Origin of the sequence: Luteolibacter algae (assembly GCF_042683045.1) — a bacterium.
GTDB classification, from domain to species: Bacteria; Verrucomicrobiota; Verrucomicrobiia; order Verrucomicrobiales; family Akkermansiaceae; genus Luteolibacter; species Luteolibacter algae.
The window spans coordinates 129,634-145,986 of sequence record NZ_JBHUIT010000002.1 but is presented as its reverse complement, the minus strand read 5'-3'; the positions used below and the strand labels follow the sequence as shown (position 1 = coordinate 145,986).

The 16,353-nt window shown below is 52.1% G+C and carries 14 protein-coding genes and 1 tRNA gene; 10 read left to right on the top strand and 5 right to left on the bottom strand.

Annotated features, from left to right (window positions below):
* The first annotated feature begins 102 nt into the window (after nucleotides 1-102).
* The gene (locus tag ACFSSA_RS01935) at nucleotides 103-1,170 is read left to right on the top strand and encodes a hypothetical protein (RefSeq protein ID WP_386818083.1); all 1,068 of its coding nucleotides are present in this window, start codon (nucleotides 103-105) and stop codon (nucleotides 1,168-1,170) included.
* Between the two features lie 16 nt (nucleotides 1,171-1,186).
* Here the strand turns inward: ACFSSA_RS01935 and ACFSSA_RS01930 are convergent, their stop codons facing one another.
* On the bottom strand, nucleotides 1,187-2,032 hold the full coding sequence (locus ACFSSA_RS01930) for a metallophosphoesterase (protein ID WP_386818082.1): 846 nt from the start codon (nucleotides 2,030-2,032) through the stop codon (nucleotides 1,187-1,189).
* Nucleotides 2,033-2,095: 63 nt separating this feature from the next.
* Between ACFSSA_RS01930 and ACFSSA_RS01925 the strand changes: the two genes are divergently transcribed.
* The 3 genes from ACFSSA_RS01925 to ACFSSA_RS01915 all read left to right on the top strand — a co-directional run bounded on the left by ACFSSA_RS01925 (nucleotide 2,096) and on the right by ACFSSA_RS01915 (nucleotide 4,523).
* A complete protein-coding gene (locus ACFSSA_RS01925; RefSeq protein ID WP_386818081.1) occupies nucleotides 2,096-3,106 on the top strand; it encodes a phosphotransferase enzyme family protein in 1,011 nt (336 codons plus the stop codon).
* Between the two features lie 126 nt (nucleotides 3,107-3,232).
* On the top strand, nucleotides 3,233-4,351 hold the full coding sequence (locus ACFSSA_RS01920; protein WP_386818080.1) for an aldo/keto reductase: 1,119 nt from the start codon (nucleotides 3,233-3,235) through the stop codon (nucleotides 4,349-4,351).
* Nucleotides 4,352-4,435: 84 nt separating this feature from the next.
* A tRNA-Ser gene (locus ACFSSA_RS01915) sits at nucleotides 4,436-4,523 on the top strand.
* A gap of 614 nt (nucleotides 4,524-5,137) precedes the next feature.
* Here ACFSSA_RS01915 and ACFSSA_RS01910 read toward each other — a convergent pair.
* The 3 genes from ACFSSA_RS01910 to ACFSSA_RS01900 form a co-directional block, all read right to left on the bottom strand.
* The gene (locus ACFSSA_RS01910) at nucleotides 5,138-5,338 is read right to left on the bottom strand and encodes a hypothetical protein (RefSeq protein ID WP_386818079.1); all 201 of its coding nucleotides are present in this window, start codon (nucleotides 5,336-5,338) and stop codon (nucleotides 5,138-5,140) included.
* 51 nt (nucleotides 5,339-5,389) lie between these two features.
* Nucleotides 5,390-6,244, bottom strand: a complete 855-nt coding sequence (locus tag ACFSSA_RS01905) for a prephenate dehydratase domain-containing protein (protein ID WP_386818078.1) — start codon at nucleotides 6,242-6,244, stop codon at nucleotides 5,390-5,392.
* A 109-nt stretch (nucleotides 6,245-6,353) separates the two neighbouring features.
* The gene (locus tag ACFSSA_RS01900) at nucleotides 6,354-6,506 is read right to left on the bottom strand and encodes a hypothetical protein (protein ID WP_386818077.1); all 153 of its coding nucleotides are present in this window, start codon (nucleotides 6,504-6,506) and stop codon (nucleotides 6,354-6,356) included.
* Nucleotides 6,507-7,001: 495 nt separating this feature from the next.
* On the opposite strand from ACFSSA_RS01900, the gene ACFSSA_RS01895 reads away from it, so the two are divergent.
* From ACFSSA_RS01895 to ACFSSA_RS01875, 5 genes are read left to right on the top strand one after another with little or no spacing between them, the layout of a single operon-like run.
* Nucleotides 7,002-7,691 carry a pilus assembly FimT family protein gene (locus tag ACFSSA_RS01895; protein ID WP_386818076.1) on the top strand — a complete coding sequence of 230 codons (690 nt, stop codon included), beginning with the start codon at nucleotides 7,002-7,004 and terminating at the stop codon, nucleotides 7,689-7,691.
* 5 nt (nucleotides 7,692-7,696) lie between these two features.
* Nucleotides 7,697-8,230 (top strand): type IV pilus modification PilV family protein, encoded by a 534-nt coding sequence (locus ACFSSA_RS01890; RefSeq protein WP_386818075.1) that lies wholly within the window; start codon nucleotides 7,697-7,699, stop codon nucleotides 8,228-8,230.
* Entirely contained in the window at nucleotides 8,227-8,991 is a 765-nt protein-coding gene (locus ACFSSA_RS01885; protein WP_386818074.1) for a PilW family protein, read from the top strand. Before ACFSSA_RS01890 ends, ACFSSA_RS01885 begins: the two co-directional genes overlap by 4 nt.
* A 38-nt stretch (nucleotides 8,992-9,029) precedes the next feature.
* Nucleotides 9,030-11,591 (top strand): hypothetical protein, encoded by a 2,562-nt coding sequence (locus ACFSSA_RS01880; protein WP_386818073.1) that lies wholly within the window; start codon nucleotides 9,030-9,032, stop codon nucleotides 11,589-11,591.
* Nucleotides 11,575-12,228: a hypothetical protein gene (locus ACFSSA_RS01875; protein ID WP_386818072.1), complete on the top strand. Its 654-nt coding sequence runs from the start codon at nucleotides 11,575-11,577 to the stop codon at nucleotides 12,226-12,228. The genes ACFSSA_RS01880 and ACFSSA_RS01875 overlap by 17 nt, the downstream gene beginning before the upstream one ends.
* Here ACFSSA_RS01875 and ACFSSA_RS01870 read toward each other — a convergent pair whose 3' ends face one another.
* Nucleotides 12,229-13,062: a TatD family hydrolase gene (locus ACFSSA_RS01870; RefSeq protein WP_386818071.1), complete on the bottom strand. Its 834-nt coding sequence runs from the start codon at nucleotides 13,060-13,062 to the stop codon at nucleotides 12,229-12,231.
* An 83-nt stretch (nucleotides 13,063-13,145) separates the two neighbouring features.
* Here ACFSSA_RS01870 and secA point away from each other — a divergent pair, with 83 nt between their 5' ends.
* A complete protein-coding gene (secA, locus tag ACFSSA_RS01865; protein WP_386818070.1) occupies nucleotides 13,146-16,340 on the top strand; it encodes a preprotein translocase subunit SecA in 3,195 nt (1,064 codons plus the stop codon).
* The last annotated feature ends 13 nt before the right edge of the window (nucleotides 16,341-16,353 follow it).

Sequence of the window (16,353 nt, the reverse complement as noted above, 5' to 3'; positions counted from 1 at the left end):
CAGCCCATCGGATCGTTAGAGGAGTATTTGGAGGCTTACTGGAGTTACTTGCCGTTTCAGCTTGTCGAGGGGGCTCGCCGTTGGGAGCATAACCAGACCCCAATGACCAATCCATCCGTCAATGTCGCCCGCCTGATCTATCTGCTTGTATGCCAGGCTGCGGGCGTGGCTATCGCGCTAAGCACCAAGGGCACCACCATTGAGTTATCACTCACGGCAGGCTTACTTGTGGGCTTGGCAATTGGAGTGATTTTCATCGGGATCGAGAAAACGATGGAGAGCTTCACCTTGCGTGGGTTCTCAACTGCGACTTTCGGCCTGGGTGTCGGTCTTTTCTGTGCGTGGCTGCTCACCCGGGTAGATATCTCCAATCTCCTGGAGCTCGCTTTCAGGGATAAGGTGGAGCGCACGGAGTATGGCGAGACCTTGGTCAATTCTCTCCGCCTTGCTCTGGATGTAACGCTTTTCGCAAGCCTCGGCTTTCTTGGCACGGTGCTGGCCCTGCGCGGCAACCGTGACGACTTCGCGTTTATCATTCCCTATGTCCGCTTTCGTGAGGATGCCAGCTCCGGCCAGCCGATTGTGCTCGATGCGGAAACTGTAATGGATGGGCGGGTGACGAGCCTTATCAGCTCGGGCTTTCTGAGCGCCCGCCTGATCGTTGCCCAGTTTGTCCTCGAGGAGATTCAAACGATGGCAAACGAGGGTGGAAATGGTTTGCGGCAGCGGGCTGAGCGAGGCCTGGCAAACCTGGAAAAGATGCAGGCTTCTCCCGAGATCCAGATATCCCTGCACGAGGGAAAAACCTCTCCGGGTGCCGTGACGCTGCACGCAAGGCTTATCGAAACCGCGAAGTTCTTTGGAGCAAGACTACTCACTCTCGACGATAGTTTGACAAAGGTCGCGAAGCTCCAAGGCGTTTCGGTGCTTAACCTCCACGATCTTGATCTCGCGTTGCGCCCGACTGTCGGGGTGGGCGACCGGCTCCGTGTGGCTCTCGTCAGGCCGGGAAAAGAAGATCATCAAGCGGTCGGCTATTTGCCAGACGGCACGATGATCGTAGTAAACCAGGCAGTGGCGGAGATAGGGAATTCTGTCGATGTGGTGGTTATTACCACGCTCCAAACCGCTAGCGGCGTCCTGATTTTTGCAGAGCGCAGTGGGCATTAGCTGGAGCCCGCGGCATTTAGCAGAGCTCGAAAACCGTCACTTCCGGACGCACGTTGAAGCGAACCTGGTGCAGGTAGCCCAGTGCCCGGTTGATATAGAGATCGCGCCCGTCGTTGAGTGGAATATGTCCAGCCGTGTAGCGCCGGTTCAGAACAGGCAGCAACGGCGGCGGCAAAAAGGGCGGCTTGCATTGTCCTCCATGAGTGTGCCCGCTCAGGATCCACCCGCTGTAATCTCCCCAGCCGTCCGTATCCACGGTGTCGGGATTATGCGAAAGAACGATAGCTGCCCGGGACTTTTCCATTTCGGCGAAAGCTTTCTCTGGTTGGAATTTTCCTGCCCAGACATCATCTATTCCCACGATCTGCAAGCCGGCAATCTCCAGAACCTGATTGCGCAAGACAGGAATATTCCTTGCCTCCAATGCGGAAATGATCTTCCGGGCCCACGCTTCTTCCTGCCAATTCACCCCATAATCATGGTTCCCCAGAATCGCGGCTGTGCCCATGCTGCCTACCGGTAAATGAGGGAAAATACGCTCCATCTGCCTTTCGGTCTCTTCATCCAGAGTAACGAAATCCCCTGTGTAGACGACGATGTCCGGCTTCATTTCAGAAACCTTTTTGAAGCTTTCCAGCAGAAATTCCCCGGACACTCTTCCTGACGCATGAATATCGCTGATTTGAACCAGGGTTCTCCCTTTCAGATTCTCAGGCAAACGCTTCACAGGCAGCTTTCTCTCCACTATTTCCAGCCAAAACGGTTCCACAAAAAAAGTGTGGCCAAGAGTCGCTCCACCGGCCGCGACCGCGCCGATACCTAGCTGCAAAAGGCGTCTGCGTGTGAAAAGTTTTCGTTTCATATCGTTGCCTATGCCTAAGCTTTGCGACGCCACCGCTCAACCACTCATTTCTCCCACCGATACATGAACCTGCCGGAAATCGCCTCCCGTTTTGCCTTGCCCAGTCACTTATCCACCCACGAGGAAATTCCCACAGGCTTGATCAATGCGACCCATTTGCTGACCTGTGCCGGTGGCGAGCGGTTCATCCTTCAGGCGATCAATCCGTTTGTTTTCAAACAACCCGGGCAGGTCATGGAAAATATCCGGCTCGTTACAAGCCACCTTTCTGGAAAGCAAGGTGACCCCGGCACCCAGCTCTCACTCATCCCCACAAAGGACGGCAGGGATTGGCTGACGACAAGCGATGGTGCGCTCTGGCGCTGTTATCCTTTTCTGGAAAACACAGAGTCGTATATGAAAATCAACTCTCCAGAGCTGGCATTCCGTGCCGCGGCCGCCTTCGGGAAGTTTCAAGCAGACCTCGTGGATCTGGATGCGTCCCGGCTTCATGAAACGATCCCGGCCTTCCATCATACGCCGACCTATCTGGCCAAACTCATCAAGGTGGCAAAGGAGGATCCCGCCAACCGCCTGACCGCGGCTCGCGCGGAACTCGATAAGATCCTCGCCAACGAATCATTGGCACATCGCCTCACCGATGCGGATCTCCCACTACGCGTCACCCACAACGACACAAAAATCTCGAACATCCTTTTCCCTATCAATCCGGGGCTGGCTCCTGTGGTGATTGATCTCGATACCGTCATGCCGGGACTCGCTCTTTTTGATTTTGGCGATCTTGTCCGCTCTGCGGCAGCAAGCGCGGATGAAGATGAAAGTGATTCCGACAAGATCTTCCTCGATCCCGCTCTCAACGAGGCCCTGACCGCCGGCTACCTTTCCACAGCCTCCAGTTTCCTCACAGATAAGGAAAAAGAGCTACTGCCGGATTCTGTAAAAGTCATCACGCTGGAGCTCGCATGCCGTTTTCTTGCCGATTATCTGGCCGGAGACATTTATTTCAAAACCACTTATCCGGATCACAATCTCATTCGCGCCCGCAACCAGCTCGCACTATTCGAATCCATGTGATCTGCACATTGCGCGTTTTCGCATTATCTTCGCCTCATTTGCTCTGCCTTGGATTCCTACTTGCGGAAATAGGCTTCCGAAGTGGAAGCTCCCGCAGAAACAACTCGTAAGAAATTATTATTTATTATGGAAATCACGAATACAGCCTACGGAACCTGGAGCGGAGGCCGCTTCATGCACTTTGGAGAAACCCTTTCGGAGGAACGCTTCATCGGCTGCATACAAACGGCATTCGAGTCCGGTATCCGCACCTTCGTCACCTCTGACGTGTATGGAAATGGAAAAGCGGATGAGCTCCTGGGAGTCGCACTGAAAGGGATAGACCGCTCGGAATACGCTCTCGTCGGGATGATCGGGCACGATTTTTACGAGGGTCAACGCAAAGGTAGCCAGGGTTATCCGCGCTTCACAGATCCGGAGCTCCGCGGTCCCGAGGGCTACGAGGAGTTTGTGAAACGTGCCACCTCTCTTTCTCTGGAACGGTGTGGCACCGATCACTTCGATCTACTCATGCTGCACAACCCGGACAACATCGGCTACACCTCCGGGACACTCTGGGAGGCAATGGCTGGCGCGAAGGAGGCTGGCGTGACCAAGCAGCTCGGCATGGCTCCCGGCCCGGCCAACGGCTTTACACTCGATCTTCTGCATTTCTTTGAAAAATTCGGCGAGGTGATTGATTGGTCGATGCTGATTCTCAATCCCCTTGAGCCATGGCCATCGAATCTGCTGCTTGATACCTGTATCGAGAAAGACATCAAAGTCCTTACCCGGGTTGTCGATTATGGCGGTGTATTCCACGACGATCTAGGCGGGCCGGACCACGTGTTCAAGCCGGGTGACCACCGCACCTACCGCCCGGAAGGCTGGGTGAAACGTGGTATGGAAAAGGTCGAGAAAATGCGACCGCTTGCCGAGAAATACAACCTCAGTCTGATCGAATTCGCCAGCATCTGGAATCTTAGCCAGAATCCGGTCGAGTGCGTTGTCCCGACCTTTATTCAAGAAGCCGGTGAAAATGCCCGCCTCATCGAGGACAAAATCCGCGCCTTCGGCAAAATGCCAGACGTTCGCTTTACCGTAGAGGAAGTGGAGTCGATTCGCCAGATCGGTGATAACACTGGCTGCATGACGCTAAAAGGTGCAAGCAACCGCCACGCTGTAAGCGAGCGCTGCGACGAGTGGCCAATGCGCCCGGAGCTCTTGGAGCTCGCCGCAGCAAAGGGACTCGGCACGGATTGGTAAAAATTACAAAGTAACGGGATTTGACTTGAAACGCGTCAAATCCCGTTGCATATCGGTTCCCGATTCCACACGGAACATCCCAACGGAGGGGTGGTAGAGTGGTCGATTGCGCCAGTCTTGAAAACTGGAGAGCCGAAAGGTTCCGTGGGTTCGAATCCCACCCCCTCCGCCATCTTTCCCTTATAGTTAAAGAACTTGCAGCAATTTAGGCCTGCTTTTGTGAATCTCCCGATGTGCGCCAGTGAGAAGCGGGAATAGCCGTTCTTGGCTGGTTACCTTTTGGTTACCTCGTCTCGGTCGGGGTTCTCGCCTTCCCCGCACCCAATCGCGTCTGGAATCGACAATTAGCGCAAAACGGTTTCCCCGAATCGCTGGCTTTGGATGTAACTGCTGACACTCGCACAGATCCAACTGTTTCTCCTCTCTACCGTCGGGGGGCTGGAAATCAAGGCGTGGCTAGATTCAAATCCAGACGTAGTGCGATGGGTGGTGATCGACGGCGAAACGAATGGCAATCGAATCGATACTTGGTAGCAGACAGTGTGTGTTCACTAATCCCACTCTTGGATTGACGGATGGTGATGCGGAAAAGGCTTTCGAGGTTTTGACTCTACTGCGAGTTATCGAGGCATCTTGATTCCCCATTCCTCGTAGTTTTCTCCAACTTTTTCCCGGCCTCCGGCGCCGAAGAACTTCTGTTTGAGAATATCAAAGGCGCGGTTTGTTTGCCTGCGACGGAGACACAGAAGCTGCTATCGCCTATGGCTAGAAATTATTCTAGACTCATCAATTACAGGCTTCGCACGACTCTCTAATGTAATCGCTGGGATCTCCAGCTAGAGCGTGTGTTTTAAAGGCTTCCATGACAGCTTCGATCGCTGCTGCTTGAGTCGCTCCGATAACGGAGATCCCGAATAGCGACAACGAGGCTACCCAGACCTTGCCCATTTGGGCAACTTCAAGGGAAAATTGGCTACGATTGCTCATGGGGTAGTGTGTTTGAAATCTGCGACGAAGTAATCATGTCGGCCAGTTCCGTCAATAATCTTCGTCAAAAAAGGATGCAATGCAAGTTGATAAACTGTTTTTCGTAGCATAGGCACCAATCAAATGTCGGTGGGGTTTAGCTAGAAGTAACTCCAATTCGTCTGGAGATCCCGTATTTTCGAACTGCAAAAAACACGGCATATGTTCTGAAAATTCACCCTTCAAGCTTGAAAACTTTAGTGGAAACCTGGCTATTGCAAATTCAGAAATTGCCTGTTTGTAGCACTGCTCAGTCGGGCAGGTGAGGCAAATTAGCACCTGTTCTTGATCGCGTGGAACCTTCTCCTTAGCGATCACTAAAAAAAGTGTGGTGTTCCGGGGGTTTTCGATTTTTGGATGCAGCATTTTTCCTCCGTAGAGCTTATATGCCAATAAGTTGCAAATCGCGCCAGAAACTCTCTGTTCCTCTATTGGTGCTTTCAATAAATTCCGAAGAGCAGCAGAGGTGCTTGGAGCATTCTCGCAGACAAGCCCTTGCCATTGTTGGAGCCAAGTCGTGCACTGTGGGAAAACTTGCTCCTTCGATATCACCTTCTTCAGCTCCTTGAAATGTGGAGTTACGACTACGTTGTGGGTTACCAAATGAGAATAACAACCCTCGATCCAGATCCAGTCCCTGCTTTGCCCGATAGCTATTTGAGCAGGTCTGACATCAACTCCATTGGAATTCAGAAAAGGAATCACCGCGTAAGAGCATGTCCCTTCTCCAACTAAGGAAACAACCTCAGAAAAATCTCCATCAACACAGCGAAACTGGTAATCTTCGCCGAAATGCTTCATCGCGAATTCATGACTAAAGCTTCCTTCTGGTCCTAGGCATGCGATCAATTGGGTTGGTGTGGGCATTGGTCTTTCAAACAAAATTTTATTTTTTTAATCTCACAATAACAAGCCTGAACCGCAGCTGAGGTCTGCTCTGCCATTGGTGTTTAACCCATCCGCACCTGCCCGTTCATCAGCATCGGGAGGAGCCAGTCGCGAAGTCCGGCTCGTTCTGCCTGCCGTAAAGTGTGGCGAGGAAATGCTCGGGCTTGAGGTGGGCGGTGCCATCGCCGTGCTGCATGAGAAGCATTCCGTAATCGCCCTTCTTAGTCTTGCGTGGCGCCATCCTTTGCTCTGTAAGGGTCTCTTTTGAAGGACTCCGATTCTTATACGACCACTCATACCAGCGCCGACGCTTTTTGGGGGTGTCCTGGATTTTCGGAGGAGATCCGGGAACATTTTCGTTCCAATCAATTCTGAATACGGGATTCCACTGAAACCAGGATTTGTTCTGCGATATCAATCGCGTGTTCCTATATATAATTCTTCCAGTTAAACGTCTTAGAAGGAATTCATAACTGCAATATTCTGAGCGCAAAGCTCTGTCAGGTCATCGGGGAAAACCTAGATTGAGAGTGAACCCTACTCTCCGTCATCTCATTCCTAACTGCTCCGCGGGGTAGTGGGAGACTGAGAGAATTTCCAATCCATAGAGAGATGATGATCTGCATCTTGATTGTGAGATAGGTAAGAGACAGAACCTTACCGTGCCGATGGAAAGGTTTTCTTATTTACTCGACTGTTAGATTTTAGCATTCTCTACGATCAAGGTGGAGTTGAGATGAAGCATTCTGGACAGTTAGAAGAGAAAAAATACAGAAGGTTCGGGACGAATAAGTCCACGGGTTTTACCTTTGTAGAGCTGCTGGCGGTTATTTCATTACTATCCATTTTGATTTTTGCAGCTGCCCCGATTTTCACGGACAGTTCCTATGCAGCGGGCACATCGGCGCGGGAACTTATTAAAGCTCACCTACGACAGGCGCGTGCAAAAGCCGTATCCAGTGGGATAGCCACAGCTGTCATCATACCTACTTTGGAGAGTGGGGATGATGTGGGCGCTAGAGCTATTTCACTGCTGTCCGTCGTGAGGAAAGAAAGTGGTTACGTCCCCGTGGTTGGATCCGACGGAAAAGCGGTTTTATTGCAAAGGTGGCGAACCTTACCGAAAAATTTACACTTCGTTCCGGGAGCAGATCTTGATCCACCGAGGAACACAATGATGGATGCCGCTGAAAAGGTAACCGTCGAAACCGGGAACGGCAGCTTTCTCTGTCACCTGATGGTTTTCGCTTCGAATGGTCAGATCGTTTTTCCAAAACAAGGGGAATCACTTGATATCGGAATTGCGGAGGCAGTGCGAAAAGGGGCCGGATTGCAGTTCACTCACCAGAGTAACGGCAAATCTGTATTTAGTTTGCTGCGGGTAAATCGACTTACGGGCAGAACACGATCGATCAGCCAGAGATGAAAATCGTGCGTAAATACCTTTCCATCAGGGCGCAGGGGATGACCTTGATGGAGGTGGTTATTGCGATAGCGGTTGTAGCATTCGTTGTGCCGATAATCATTGCTGCTACCGGGGTTACCAGTCGGTCGCGATCCCAAGCGGAAGCCGATACCCGAAGTGCTTGGATTGTAAGAAAGATCCAACAGGAGATTTCGGCAAAATGGGCGGAGCCGATGCATAAGAGTTTTATTTCAGCGGATTTCAAGTTTCCGGAAGGCGCCGGAGAAACGTCTTCTGCCATCCTGCTGTTTGATAAGGAAGGGAAATTTTTGGAAGAAGGAAATGATCAGGCATTTGAAAAATCATTGGAGAATACCGAAGCGGTGTATGTCGTAAAAGTCTCGGCGGAAAGGTATGGGCAGGTTGAGAACCGACGAGTTCATCCCAAAGGGGGATTTTCGTTGATGCGGATTGAGGTTGCGCACCCGGCTAAGTCCGCCGTGTCCGCGCGGGACGTTTACCGTTATCAATATGTGCGCTCCAGAGGAGGTGCGTTTTGAGGTCGGAGGGTGACAAATATACTGCGTTTGTAGTATCATCGCCCAGAGATAGAGGGTTTACTCTCATCGAGCTTCTTTGTGCGATGGCGGTTAGCTCTGTGGTGATTCTCGCGTTGGTTTCTCTGATCGGGCAATCGACCTCCGATTACACGAGAGCGCAACGGGCTGTAAACTCGATCGCGCAGATTCGATCGTTTGCTGATTTCTTCGATAATGAATTATCAACACGCTTACCGGATAGCTCATTGATTATTTCAAGCGAGGACGATCCTCACTCTGATAAAATTGCGTTTCTGAAAGTGATGAATGCTTATGAAGAGGATGAATCGAATCCGGGTGATCTGATGGGATGTGTCTATTTTGTGCACTGGCCCCACGACGATGCCGGGGTATCGGGTCCGGTGCTTTACCGGAAAAGGCTAACTGCTCCGGCCATTTCAGGATTGCTTGGCGAAAAGGAAATGGAAACCGGTTTTCCTGCTTACGAGGTGTCTGGTAGCGAGCCTATGATTCATCACGTGGTTGGTTTTAGTATGGAGCTTTTGTATCGGGACGAAAGCTCCGGGGAGCTCAGGGAATGGACGATGGAAATGCTGCCTGACCAGCCCACACAACTAGACTTCAAGCTGGCATATCTGGAGGAATCCACCGCAGCACGATTTCGGGATAAGTCGGATTGGAAACGACTCAGCACAAATCCGGAAAGTCATGAACTGGCGTTGATCCGGATTTTTGAACACTCTTTGTATCTATCAAAATGAAAGGGGAGGGGACAGATCCTAATCGGCGGGACGGCTTTGTGCTCCCAATTACGATACTCGCAGTTTCTGGTTTAACGCTGCTACTGATCGGTCTGATTACTGTGATGGAAATGGAGAGAAAGACTGCGCGCGCTTACTCGAATTCCACCCGCGCGGAAATGGCGTTGGAGTCGGGCCTGGAGTTGGCACTTTCCGAAATTGCTGAGATAGCGAGACATGATGATAGCATTGTTTTCCGTATCGAAGACCAGGAATTGCCAGAGGTGGGGAGCCCGTCTCGTCCGCGAGGGGACCGTGAGCGTTTCTTCACCTTCGGAGCCGTGTATGAAGATGGACATTGGAAGTGCGTGCCGTTATTCAGCGGCGGAGATGAGATGCTTCTTGGCGAGAGGAAAATCGAGGCGCTCAGGCTTGCGGAGAGCCTGGAGGATATATCGAGAGAAAGTGTGACGTTAGCTGCGCCTTCGGTGCATGATCAGTATGTGCCAAGGGCGAAATGGGTTGATATATCCGAGGTTGGAGAAAAGGAACAGAGATTGAGATATGCTTTTTGGGTCGAGGATCTATCTGGGCGAATCGATAGCCGGGCGATCAGGATCAATACGACTGCATCTGTGATCGATGAGCCAACCATAGATATCCGGACGATTCTGGAGCCCGGTCACGCGCCCGAAGCCGGTCTGCCGGAAGGCTTGATTCTCAAAAACAAGGAGCTAAGAACTTCCGGTTCCTTGCGGACACTTTTGGAAAAGGAAAGTGCGGCGCGGATTGAGCCATATGTTCATTACTGCCGTCATTCCGAGCGGGGTATACAGTTGATCCCCCACGGCTTCGGATACGCTGCGGCAGGAACCGAACCTGCAGATTTGAATGAGCTTATCGAGGCTGGGGCTGTGGACGAGCTTGCGGAATACATTGCAGAACAATTGCCTGAATTCGAGAGCCGGAAGGGAGGCTTTCCGGAGGATGAAAACTATCTCAAAACACTTTGCGCATCGATGATTGATTATGCGGATGCGGATAGCGATGCATCCGTGGGAGAAGGTTATCGGGGAGTGGATTCCTATCCTTTTGTCAATGAGATGTATGATCGGTATGAAATCACCAGCCAGAGTGATGAGGCCACGGAGATTTCAGTGGAAACTTATATTGAACTATGGAATCCGTGCCAGCTGGACATCGCAGGGACTATCGAATTTACCAACATCAATAAGATGCGGTTCAAGATGCCCCCAGGTGTTTATCATCAGTTTTCCAATGCTAGTTTTCCAGCTATCGAGATCGAGCTTCCGGCAAATGGCTTTGGCGTGATCTATTTGGGGAAAAAGGAATACAGTTTCCCACATAGTTTCGGAATACCGGCGCGGTTGGAGTTCACGGCATTCAGCGGAAATAATTTCGAACTGAAATGGAACGGTCGTGTGGTAGATCGTGCAAGACGGGGAGTCCAGCGACCTTCGGGTTTCCTTGATGCGGCGCCAAGTCCGGGAGGCAATGATGAATTTACCTACAACTGGAAAGGCAATGCATCTCCGGCACATAACTTGAATGAAAGCCAGTTTGGTGATCCGAGAGCTAATTACTATGTGGACTCTGCGATACGAAACCACAACTACAGGAGAAGCAACTGGGGCGGGAGGAGTGTGAAAACAGGGATTCAGACAGCTCACACGTATGAAGTGAAGCTTACCGATTGGCCGGATAAAGGGAGTAGCTCGCTGTCAGGTATCCTGCCGGACAATGACAAAGTGCGTCCGGCAGCCTCTCCGGGTGAAATTTCCGGGACGCTTGATGATGGGACGCCATTTCCCGTGACTCAACCTGAGATGGCTCCAGCATTCATCTCAAATTCCGGGCGTTACGATTCTGTGGCAGAGCTGGGCAATATTTTTGATCCCGCCCAGTGGTCTGATGTGGAGGATCCGGATCTGAAACAAGCAGAAAAGAAGGCTGGTGGCGGGCAGACCTTGGCGATTGGTCGGCCGGAGTTTGCCGCTTTTGATCAAGATGGGTGGCGCGCCGCACAGCTGCTGGATATTTTTTCAGTAACTCATCCGAGCGGAGACAGGCATTTCCCGGTGAATATCAATACGGCTCCGCGAGAAGTGCTAAGGGCTCTGGTATCCGGAGTTCTTGAAGCGGATCCTGCCAATCCCGATTTGGAAGCTCCGTCTGATATTGAGACTGGCGATGTGTTTGCGGATTATGTGATCGCGCAGAGGCAGATTTTTCCGCTGAGGAGCTTTTCAGATCTCAACCAAATTCGTAGCCACCCCCTGAAAGCGGAAAATGAAGATGATGAAGCGCTGATCCCCTTCTTCGGCTCGCGCGAAGCGTATCCGCAGACCAAAGCACCTTCGGAAACATGGGATGATGCGGGCAGAGAAGAGCTCTTCAGGAAGGTTATGGAGCGGGTTGGCTTTGGTTCAAAAATTTTCCGCGTAATCGTCGCCGGCGAGGTTTTGAGTGAGAGCGGGAAAGTCGTCGGTAGGGCCACGCGTGAATATCATGTTTCGGTAGAATCGACCCGGGATGTCGATGGGGTTGTTCTGCCGGATCAGCCAGTTCGTTTCATAAAGCATTATGAGAAATCTCATTAGTTTGATCGCGATAATTTTGCTTTTCGGTTTGGCGGCAAACGCTGCTGCGGAAGCCGGGCGAGGCATGATTAACCTGGTAAATATGATACCCGGAAACTCCCGGTGTATGGTGAAAATTGATGGGGTGAAGCTGCTGCCGGACGGGATGATGGCGGGGGCGGAAACGGGCTGGTTCTTACTTCCGGCGGGAGAAAAGAATCTGGAATTCGAGCATGAGGGTGCGAGAGACCTCTCCGTTGGTCTAACATTGGAGGAAGGGGAGGGGATCGTTTTGGCGATCTATCTCGAATTTTCGAGACAGAGAAAGAAGGATGGGAAACTGGCGGCTCCAATGATCCGAATGAAGCGCTTTCCTGTCTACGATAACGAGGAGTCCTGCATGAAGGCGGTTTCCTTGTGTAAATCGGAAAAAATTTTTGAGATCGGCGGTGGAGATTTTGTTTTGCAGCCAGCAGATATCGTGGAGCTGCCGAAGTGGGCCGGGGCTGGCTTCCATATAAAATACAAGGGACGTGCCGTGGGTGAGATCCGTCACAATAGACAGCGATCGAATTATTACGTCTTTATTGCGCCAGCCGGACATGGGAATTATTTCGCGGCGAAGGCAAATTGCGACCAGCTTGGCTTCCGGCGGTGATCACTTCCAGAATCCCCAAAACTCAACCGTGTTCTTATGGATCTGTTCCAGGATGCCTCCCGGGAATTCTCGTTCAAATGCCTCGGCGATAGAGCGAAGGTTTGCAGGATGATTCACGGCTCCGGTCGTGGGTTTGCTGATCAAATCCTCCGGGGGAGCCATGTCGGGAGCGTCGGTTTCCAAGAGGATTCTGTCGGCGGGGAGTTGCTTGTATACCTCTAGAACCTTTCGTTTCCGAGGCTGGAGGAAGTAACCGGAAAATGAAAACCAGGTATCGTATTTCAGCAGCCGCTGGGCGATCTCCAGCGAGCCGCCAAAGGAATGCATGAGGATTTTATCCGGCGCTTTTTGACTGCTATCAATGATGTGGAAGAGCTCTTCCCATGCTTTGAGACAATGAACAGTTAGAGGTAGTTTCAGCTCTGCCGCAAGATCCCACTGATCCCGGAATACCTCGATTTGTAAATCCATGGAGGGTGAATCTACCCAGCCATCCACACCGGCCTCACCCAAAGTGGCATTCTGGTATCGCTCCAGTTGCCGCCGCAGTCTTTCCTGCCAGCCGGGCTTAGCCGTGTGGGCGAACCACGGATGGATACCGAAAGCGGGAAAAACAAAGCCTTCGAAACGTTCGGCAAGCCGTGCCACATCTGCCCAGTCGTTCTCCCGGGTTGCATTTACGACACAGCCTTGGATGCCCACTGCCTTCATCTCACGGATCAATTCATCGGCATTTCCGCCGAAACGGGGACTTTGTAGATGGTTGTGGGAATCGAACAACATTTGTAAAGCATCGGGAAGATCCCGCGTATTGCAAGATAGCGGTGGTTTCAACGTGAATTCCAACACTTGCGCAGCAGCGGTTCACAGTGTATCCACCCAACTCCTAGCCCAATAAGGGTGCAGCCCAATTTCTCATGATTAAGTGGATTCTTCAAAAAATCGTCGGTAGCAAAAACACGCGCGAAGTGCGCCGAATTCGCCCGACAGTCGCCCGTATCAACGAAATCGAAGAGGCTTTGCAGCGTGAGCCTGAGGAGAAACTCCGGGAAATGACTGCAAAATGGCAGGCACACCTGGCCCGCTATCATGCGCTGGATGTCCCGGCAAAACCTGCAATCGCAAGAATGCCAGAGGAAGAGCTCGCGCGGACCGCCGCAGATCTGGAGCAGCGGTTTAAAGCGCTGAGCGACGAGTTTCCAGTGCTCCCTACAAGCATCCGCGCCACTCCCGAGGCTATCGAGGCTGCCAAAATAGCTTTCCATGAAATTGAGCCGGATTTCATCAAAGCCCGGGCAAAATATCTCGAGCAAATCCTACCGGAAGCCTACGCCGTAGTGAAAAATGGCGCGCGACGCATGTCCGGTAGGGAGATTCTGGTAAACGATCACCCACTGACATGGGAAATGGTTCACTTTGATGTGCAGCTTATCGGTGGTGTGGCCCTTCACCGCGGAATGATCGCGGAAATGCAAACGGGTGAGGGCAAAACCCTTGTTGCGACTCTACCGGTCTATCTCAACGCGCTTACCGGCCTCGGAGTTCACGTCATCACGGTCAATGACTACCTTGCAAAACGTGATTCGGACTGGATGGGCTCCCTGTTCCGTTTCCTCGGGTTGAGTGTTGGCTGTATCCAGAACCAGATGGCTCCATGGGACCGCCGGAATGAATACGCCTGTGACATCACCTACGGGACAAATGCCGAATTCGGCTTCGATTATCTCAGGGACAATGGCATGGCCTCATCCAAGGACGATCAGGTCCAGCGTGGCCACTATTTTGCGATTATCGACGAGGTGGATTCCATTCTGATCGATGAAGCACGGACACCTTTGATCATCTCCGGGCCGACTGCCCAATCTTCACACCAGTTCGACAGATATAAGCCGCTGGTGGACTCTCTCGTGAAAAAGCAGACCCAGCTTTGCAATGACCTTGCGGCAGAAGCGAAGAAGCTGGCGGAAGCTGGCGATCTCGATGGTGCAGGACGTTTGCTTTTCAAAATCAAGCTCGGCCAGCCACGTAACAGAATGCTGATGCGTTTCATGGAAGAGCCGGAAAATCGCCGCCTCATGGAGAAGACGGAGCTTTCCTTCTATCAGGATGCGCAAAAGAAAGAACTTTTCGCCCTCAAGGAAGAGCTCTACTTCACGATTGACGAGAAGGGTAACGATGCGGATCTCATGGAAATGGGGCGTGAGTTTCTATCTCCCGGTGATCCGGAGTCATTTACGCTGCCGGACTTGGGAACCCTTTTTGCCGATATCGATACAGATCTCAGTCTCACACCGGAGCAGAAAATCGCTACGAAAGAGCAATGCCAGCAACGGATGGATACCCAGGCGGAGAAAATCCACAATATTTCCCAGTTGCTCAAGGCGTTCTGCGTGTATGAGCGCGATGTCCAGTATGTGGTGAAAGAAGGAAAGGTGATCATCGTCGATGACAATACCGGCCGGGAGATGCCGGGGCGCCGCTGGTCGGATGGCCTGCACCAGGCTGTCGAGGCGAAGGAAGGCGTTGCCATCGAGAAGGAAACCCAAACCTTTGCAACCATTACGATTCAGAATTACTTCCGCCTCTACGAAAAACTTGCCGGTATGACCGGCACGGCTGAGACCGAGGCTGCGGAGTTCCACGACATCTATCGACTGGATGTTCTGCCAATGCCGACGAACCGTCCGAATCAGCGTGTCGATGAAAACGATCAGGTTTTCAAAACACGCCGTGAGAAATTCAACGCAGTCATTGCGAAGATTCAGGAAGCCCACGATAAGGGCCAGCCTGTGCTTTGTGGAACCGCGTCCGTAGAGTCTTCCCAGACACTTGCCCGGATGCTGCAGCGGGCGAAAATCCCACATTCGGTTCTCAATGCCAAATTTCACGAGCAAGAGGCTGAAATCATTTCCCAGGCCGGTCAGCCGGGCGCTGTCACCGTATCCACAAACATGGCCGGACGCGGAACGGATATCAAGCTGGGCAAAGGCGTCGCCGAGTTGGGCGGGCTTTTCGTAATTGGCACGGAGCGCTATGAATCGCGCCGGGTCGACCGCCAGCTGCGTGGCCGTTGCGCACGTCAGGGAGACCCCGGGCGCTCGCAATTCTTTATCTCTTTCGAAGATGACCTGATGCGGAACTTCGCCGCGGCGGACAAGATGACCGCCATGATGGAGCGCTTCGGCATGAAAGATGGGGAAGCTTTGGAGCACTCATGGCTCAACAAATCTGTGGAAACCGCACAGAAACGCGTAGAGCAGCGAAATTACACCTGGCGGAAGCGCGTGCTCGATTTTGATGACGTGATGAACCAGCAGCGGGAGGTGGTCTACGGATACCGTAACGAGGTCCTGAGCACAGAATCTCCCCGCGATTTGGTGAACGAGATCATCGAAGAAACGATCCCCGCGAAAGTTCACGAATATCTTGAGGAGCGCGACCACGATGCGCCTGATTATGCCGAGTTGCTCGGTTGGGTGAACTCGACCTTGCCAATCAGCCTGACAATCGAAGAGCTGGATATCAACAAGACCCCTGATCAAATTTCAGAATTCCTCGTAGGTAAAGTAAAAGAGACCTACGAGATCAAAGTCGGTAACCTGCCTTACGAAGTGCTTGATCAGGAAGAGCGTCGCATGGTTCTCGTGGCAATCGATAAGCAATGGCAAGCGCATCTTTACAATATGGATGCGCTCCGGGAGGGTGTCGGTCTCCGGGCTCAAGGCCAGAAGGATCCGCTCATCGAGTATAAGAACGAAGCCTACAACCTCTTCGTGACTTTGATGGATCAGATCAAACAGGAAGCTCTTACCAACCTTTTCCGCTCGGCTTCGAACCTGGAGGAGTTCTTGCAGCAGCTTCACAGCCAGCCTCAGGAATTGCAAGGCGGCGAGCCTGAGCTAAGCCATGCGAATGTTGCTTCCAGTGGAAGCCTTGAGAACATTGATCCCTCAATGATCGAATCGCCGCGAGGCACTGAGCTGAAGCTAAACCTACCGAAACGTAAACCTAGCTTTTCAATCGAAAACTCCGGTCGAAATGCGCCGTGCCCATGTGGTTCCGGCAAGAAATACAAACAATGCTGTGGGAAGGAAACTCTTCCAGAGGAATAACAACTCCCTGGTT

What these genes read in the sequence shown, in the direction of transcription:
- ACFSSA_RS01935 (WP_386818083.1), top strand. Translation starts at nt 103, where the DNA reads ATGACCAATCCATCCGTCAATGTCGCCCGCCTGATCTATCTGCTTGTA.
- ACFSSA_RS01930 (WP_386818082.1), bottom strand. Translation starts at nt 2,032, where the DNA reads ATGAAACGAAAACTTTTCACACGCAGACGCCTTTTGCAGCTAGGTATC.
- ACFSSA_RS01925 (WP_386818081.1), top strand. Translation starts at nt 2,096, where the DNA reads ATGAACCTGCCGGAAATCGCCTCCCGTTTTGCCTTGCCCAGTCACTTA.
- ACFSSA_RS01920 (WP_386818080.1), top strand. Translation starts at nt 3,233, where the DNA reads ATGGAAATCACGAATACAGCCTACGGAACCTGGAGCGGAGGCCGCTTC.
- ACFSSA_RS01910 (WP_386818079.1), bottom strand. Translation starts at nt 5,338, where the DNA reads ATGAGCAATCGTAGCCAATTTTCCCTTGAAGTTGCCCAAATGGGCAAG.
- ACFSSA_RS01905 (WP_386818078.1), bottom strand. Translation starts at nt 6,244, where the DNA reads ATGCCCACACCAACCCAATTGATCGCATGCCTAGGACCAGAAGGAAGC.
- ACFSSA_RS01900 (WP_386818077.1), bottom strand. Translation starts at nt 6,506, where the DNA reads ATGGCGCCACGCAAGACTAAGAAGGGCGATTACGGAATGCTTCTCATG.
- ACFSSA_RS01895 (WP_386818076.1), top strand. Translation starts at nt 7,002, where the DNA reads ATGAAGCATTCTGGACAGTTAGAAGAGAAAAAATACAGAAGGTTCGGG.
- ACFSSA_RS01875 (WP_386818072.1), top strand. Translation starts at nt 11,575, where the DNA reads ATGAGAAATCTCATTAGTTTGATCGCGATAATTTTGCTTTTCGGTTTG.
- secA (WP_386818070.1), top strand. Translation starts at nt 13,146, where the DNA reads ATGATTAAGTGGATTCTTCAAAAAATCGTCGGTAGCAAAAACACGCGC.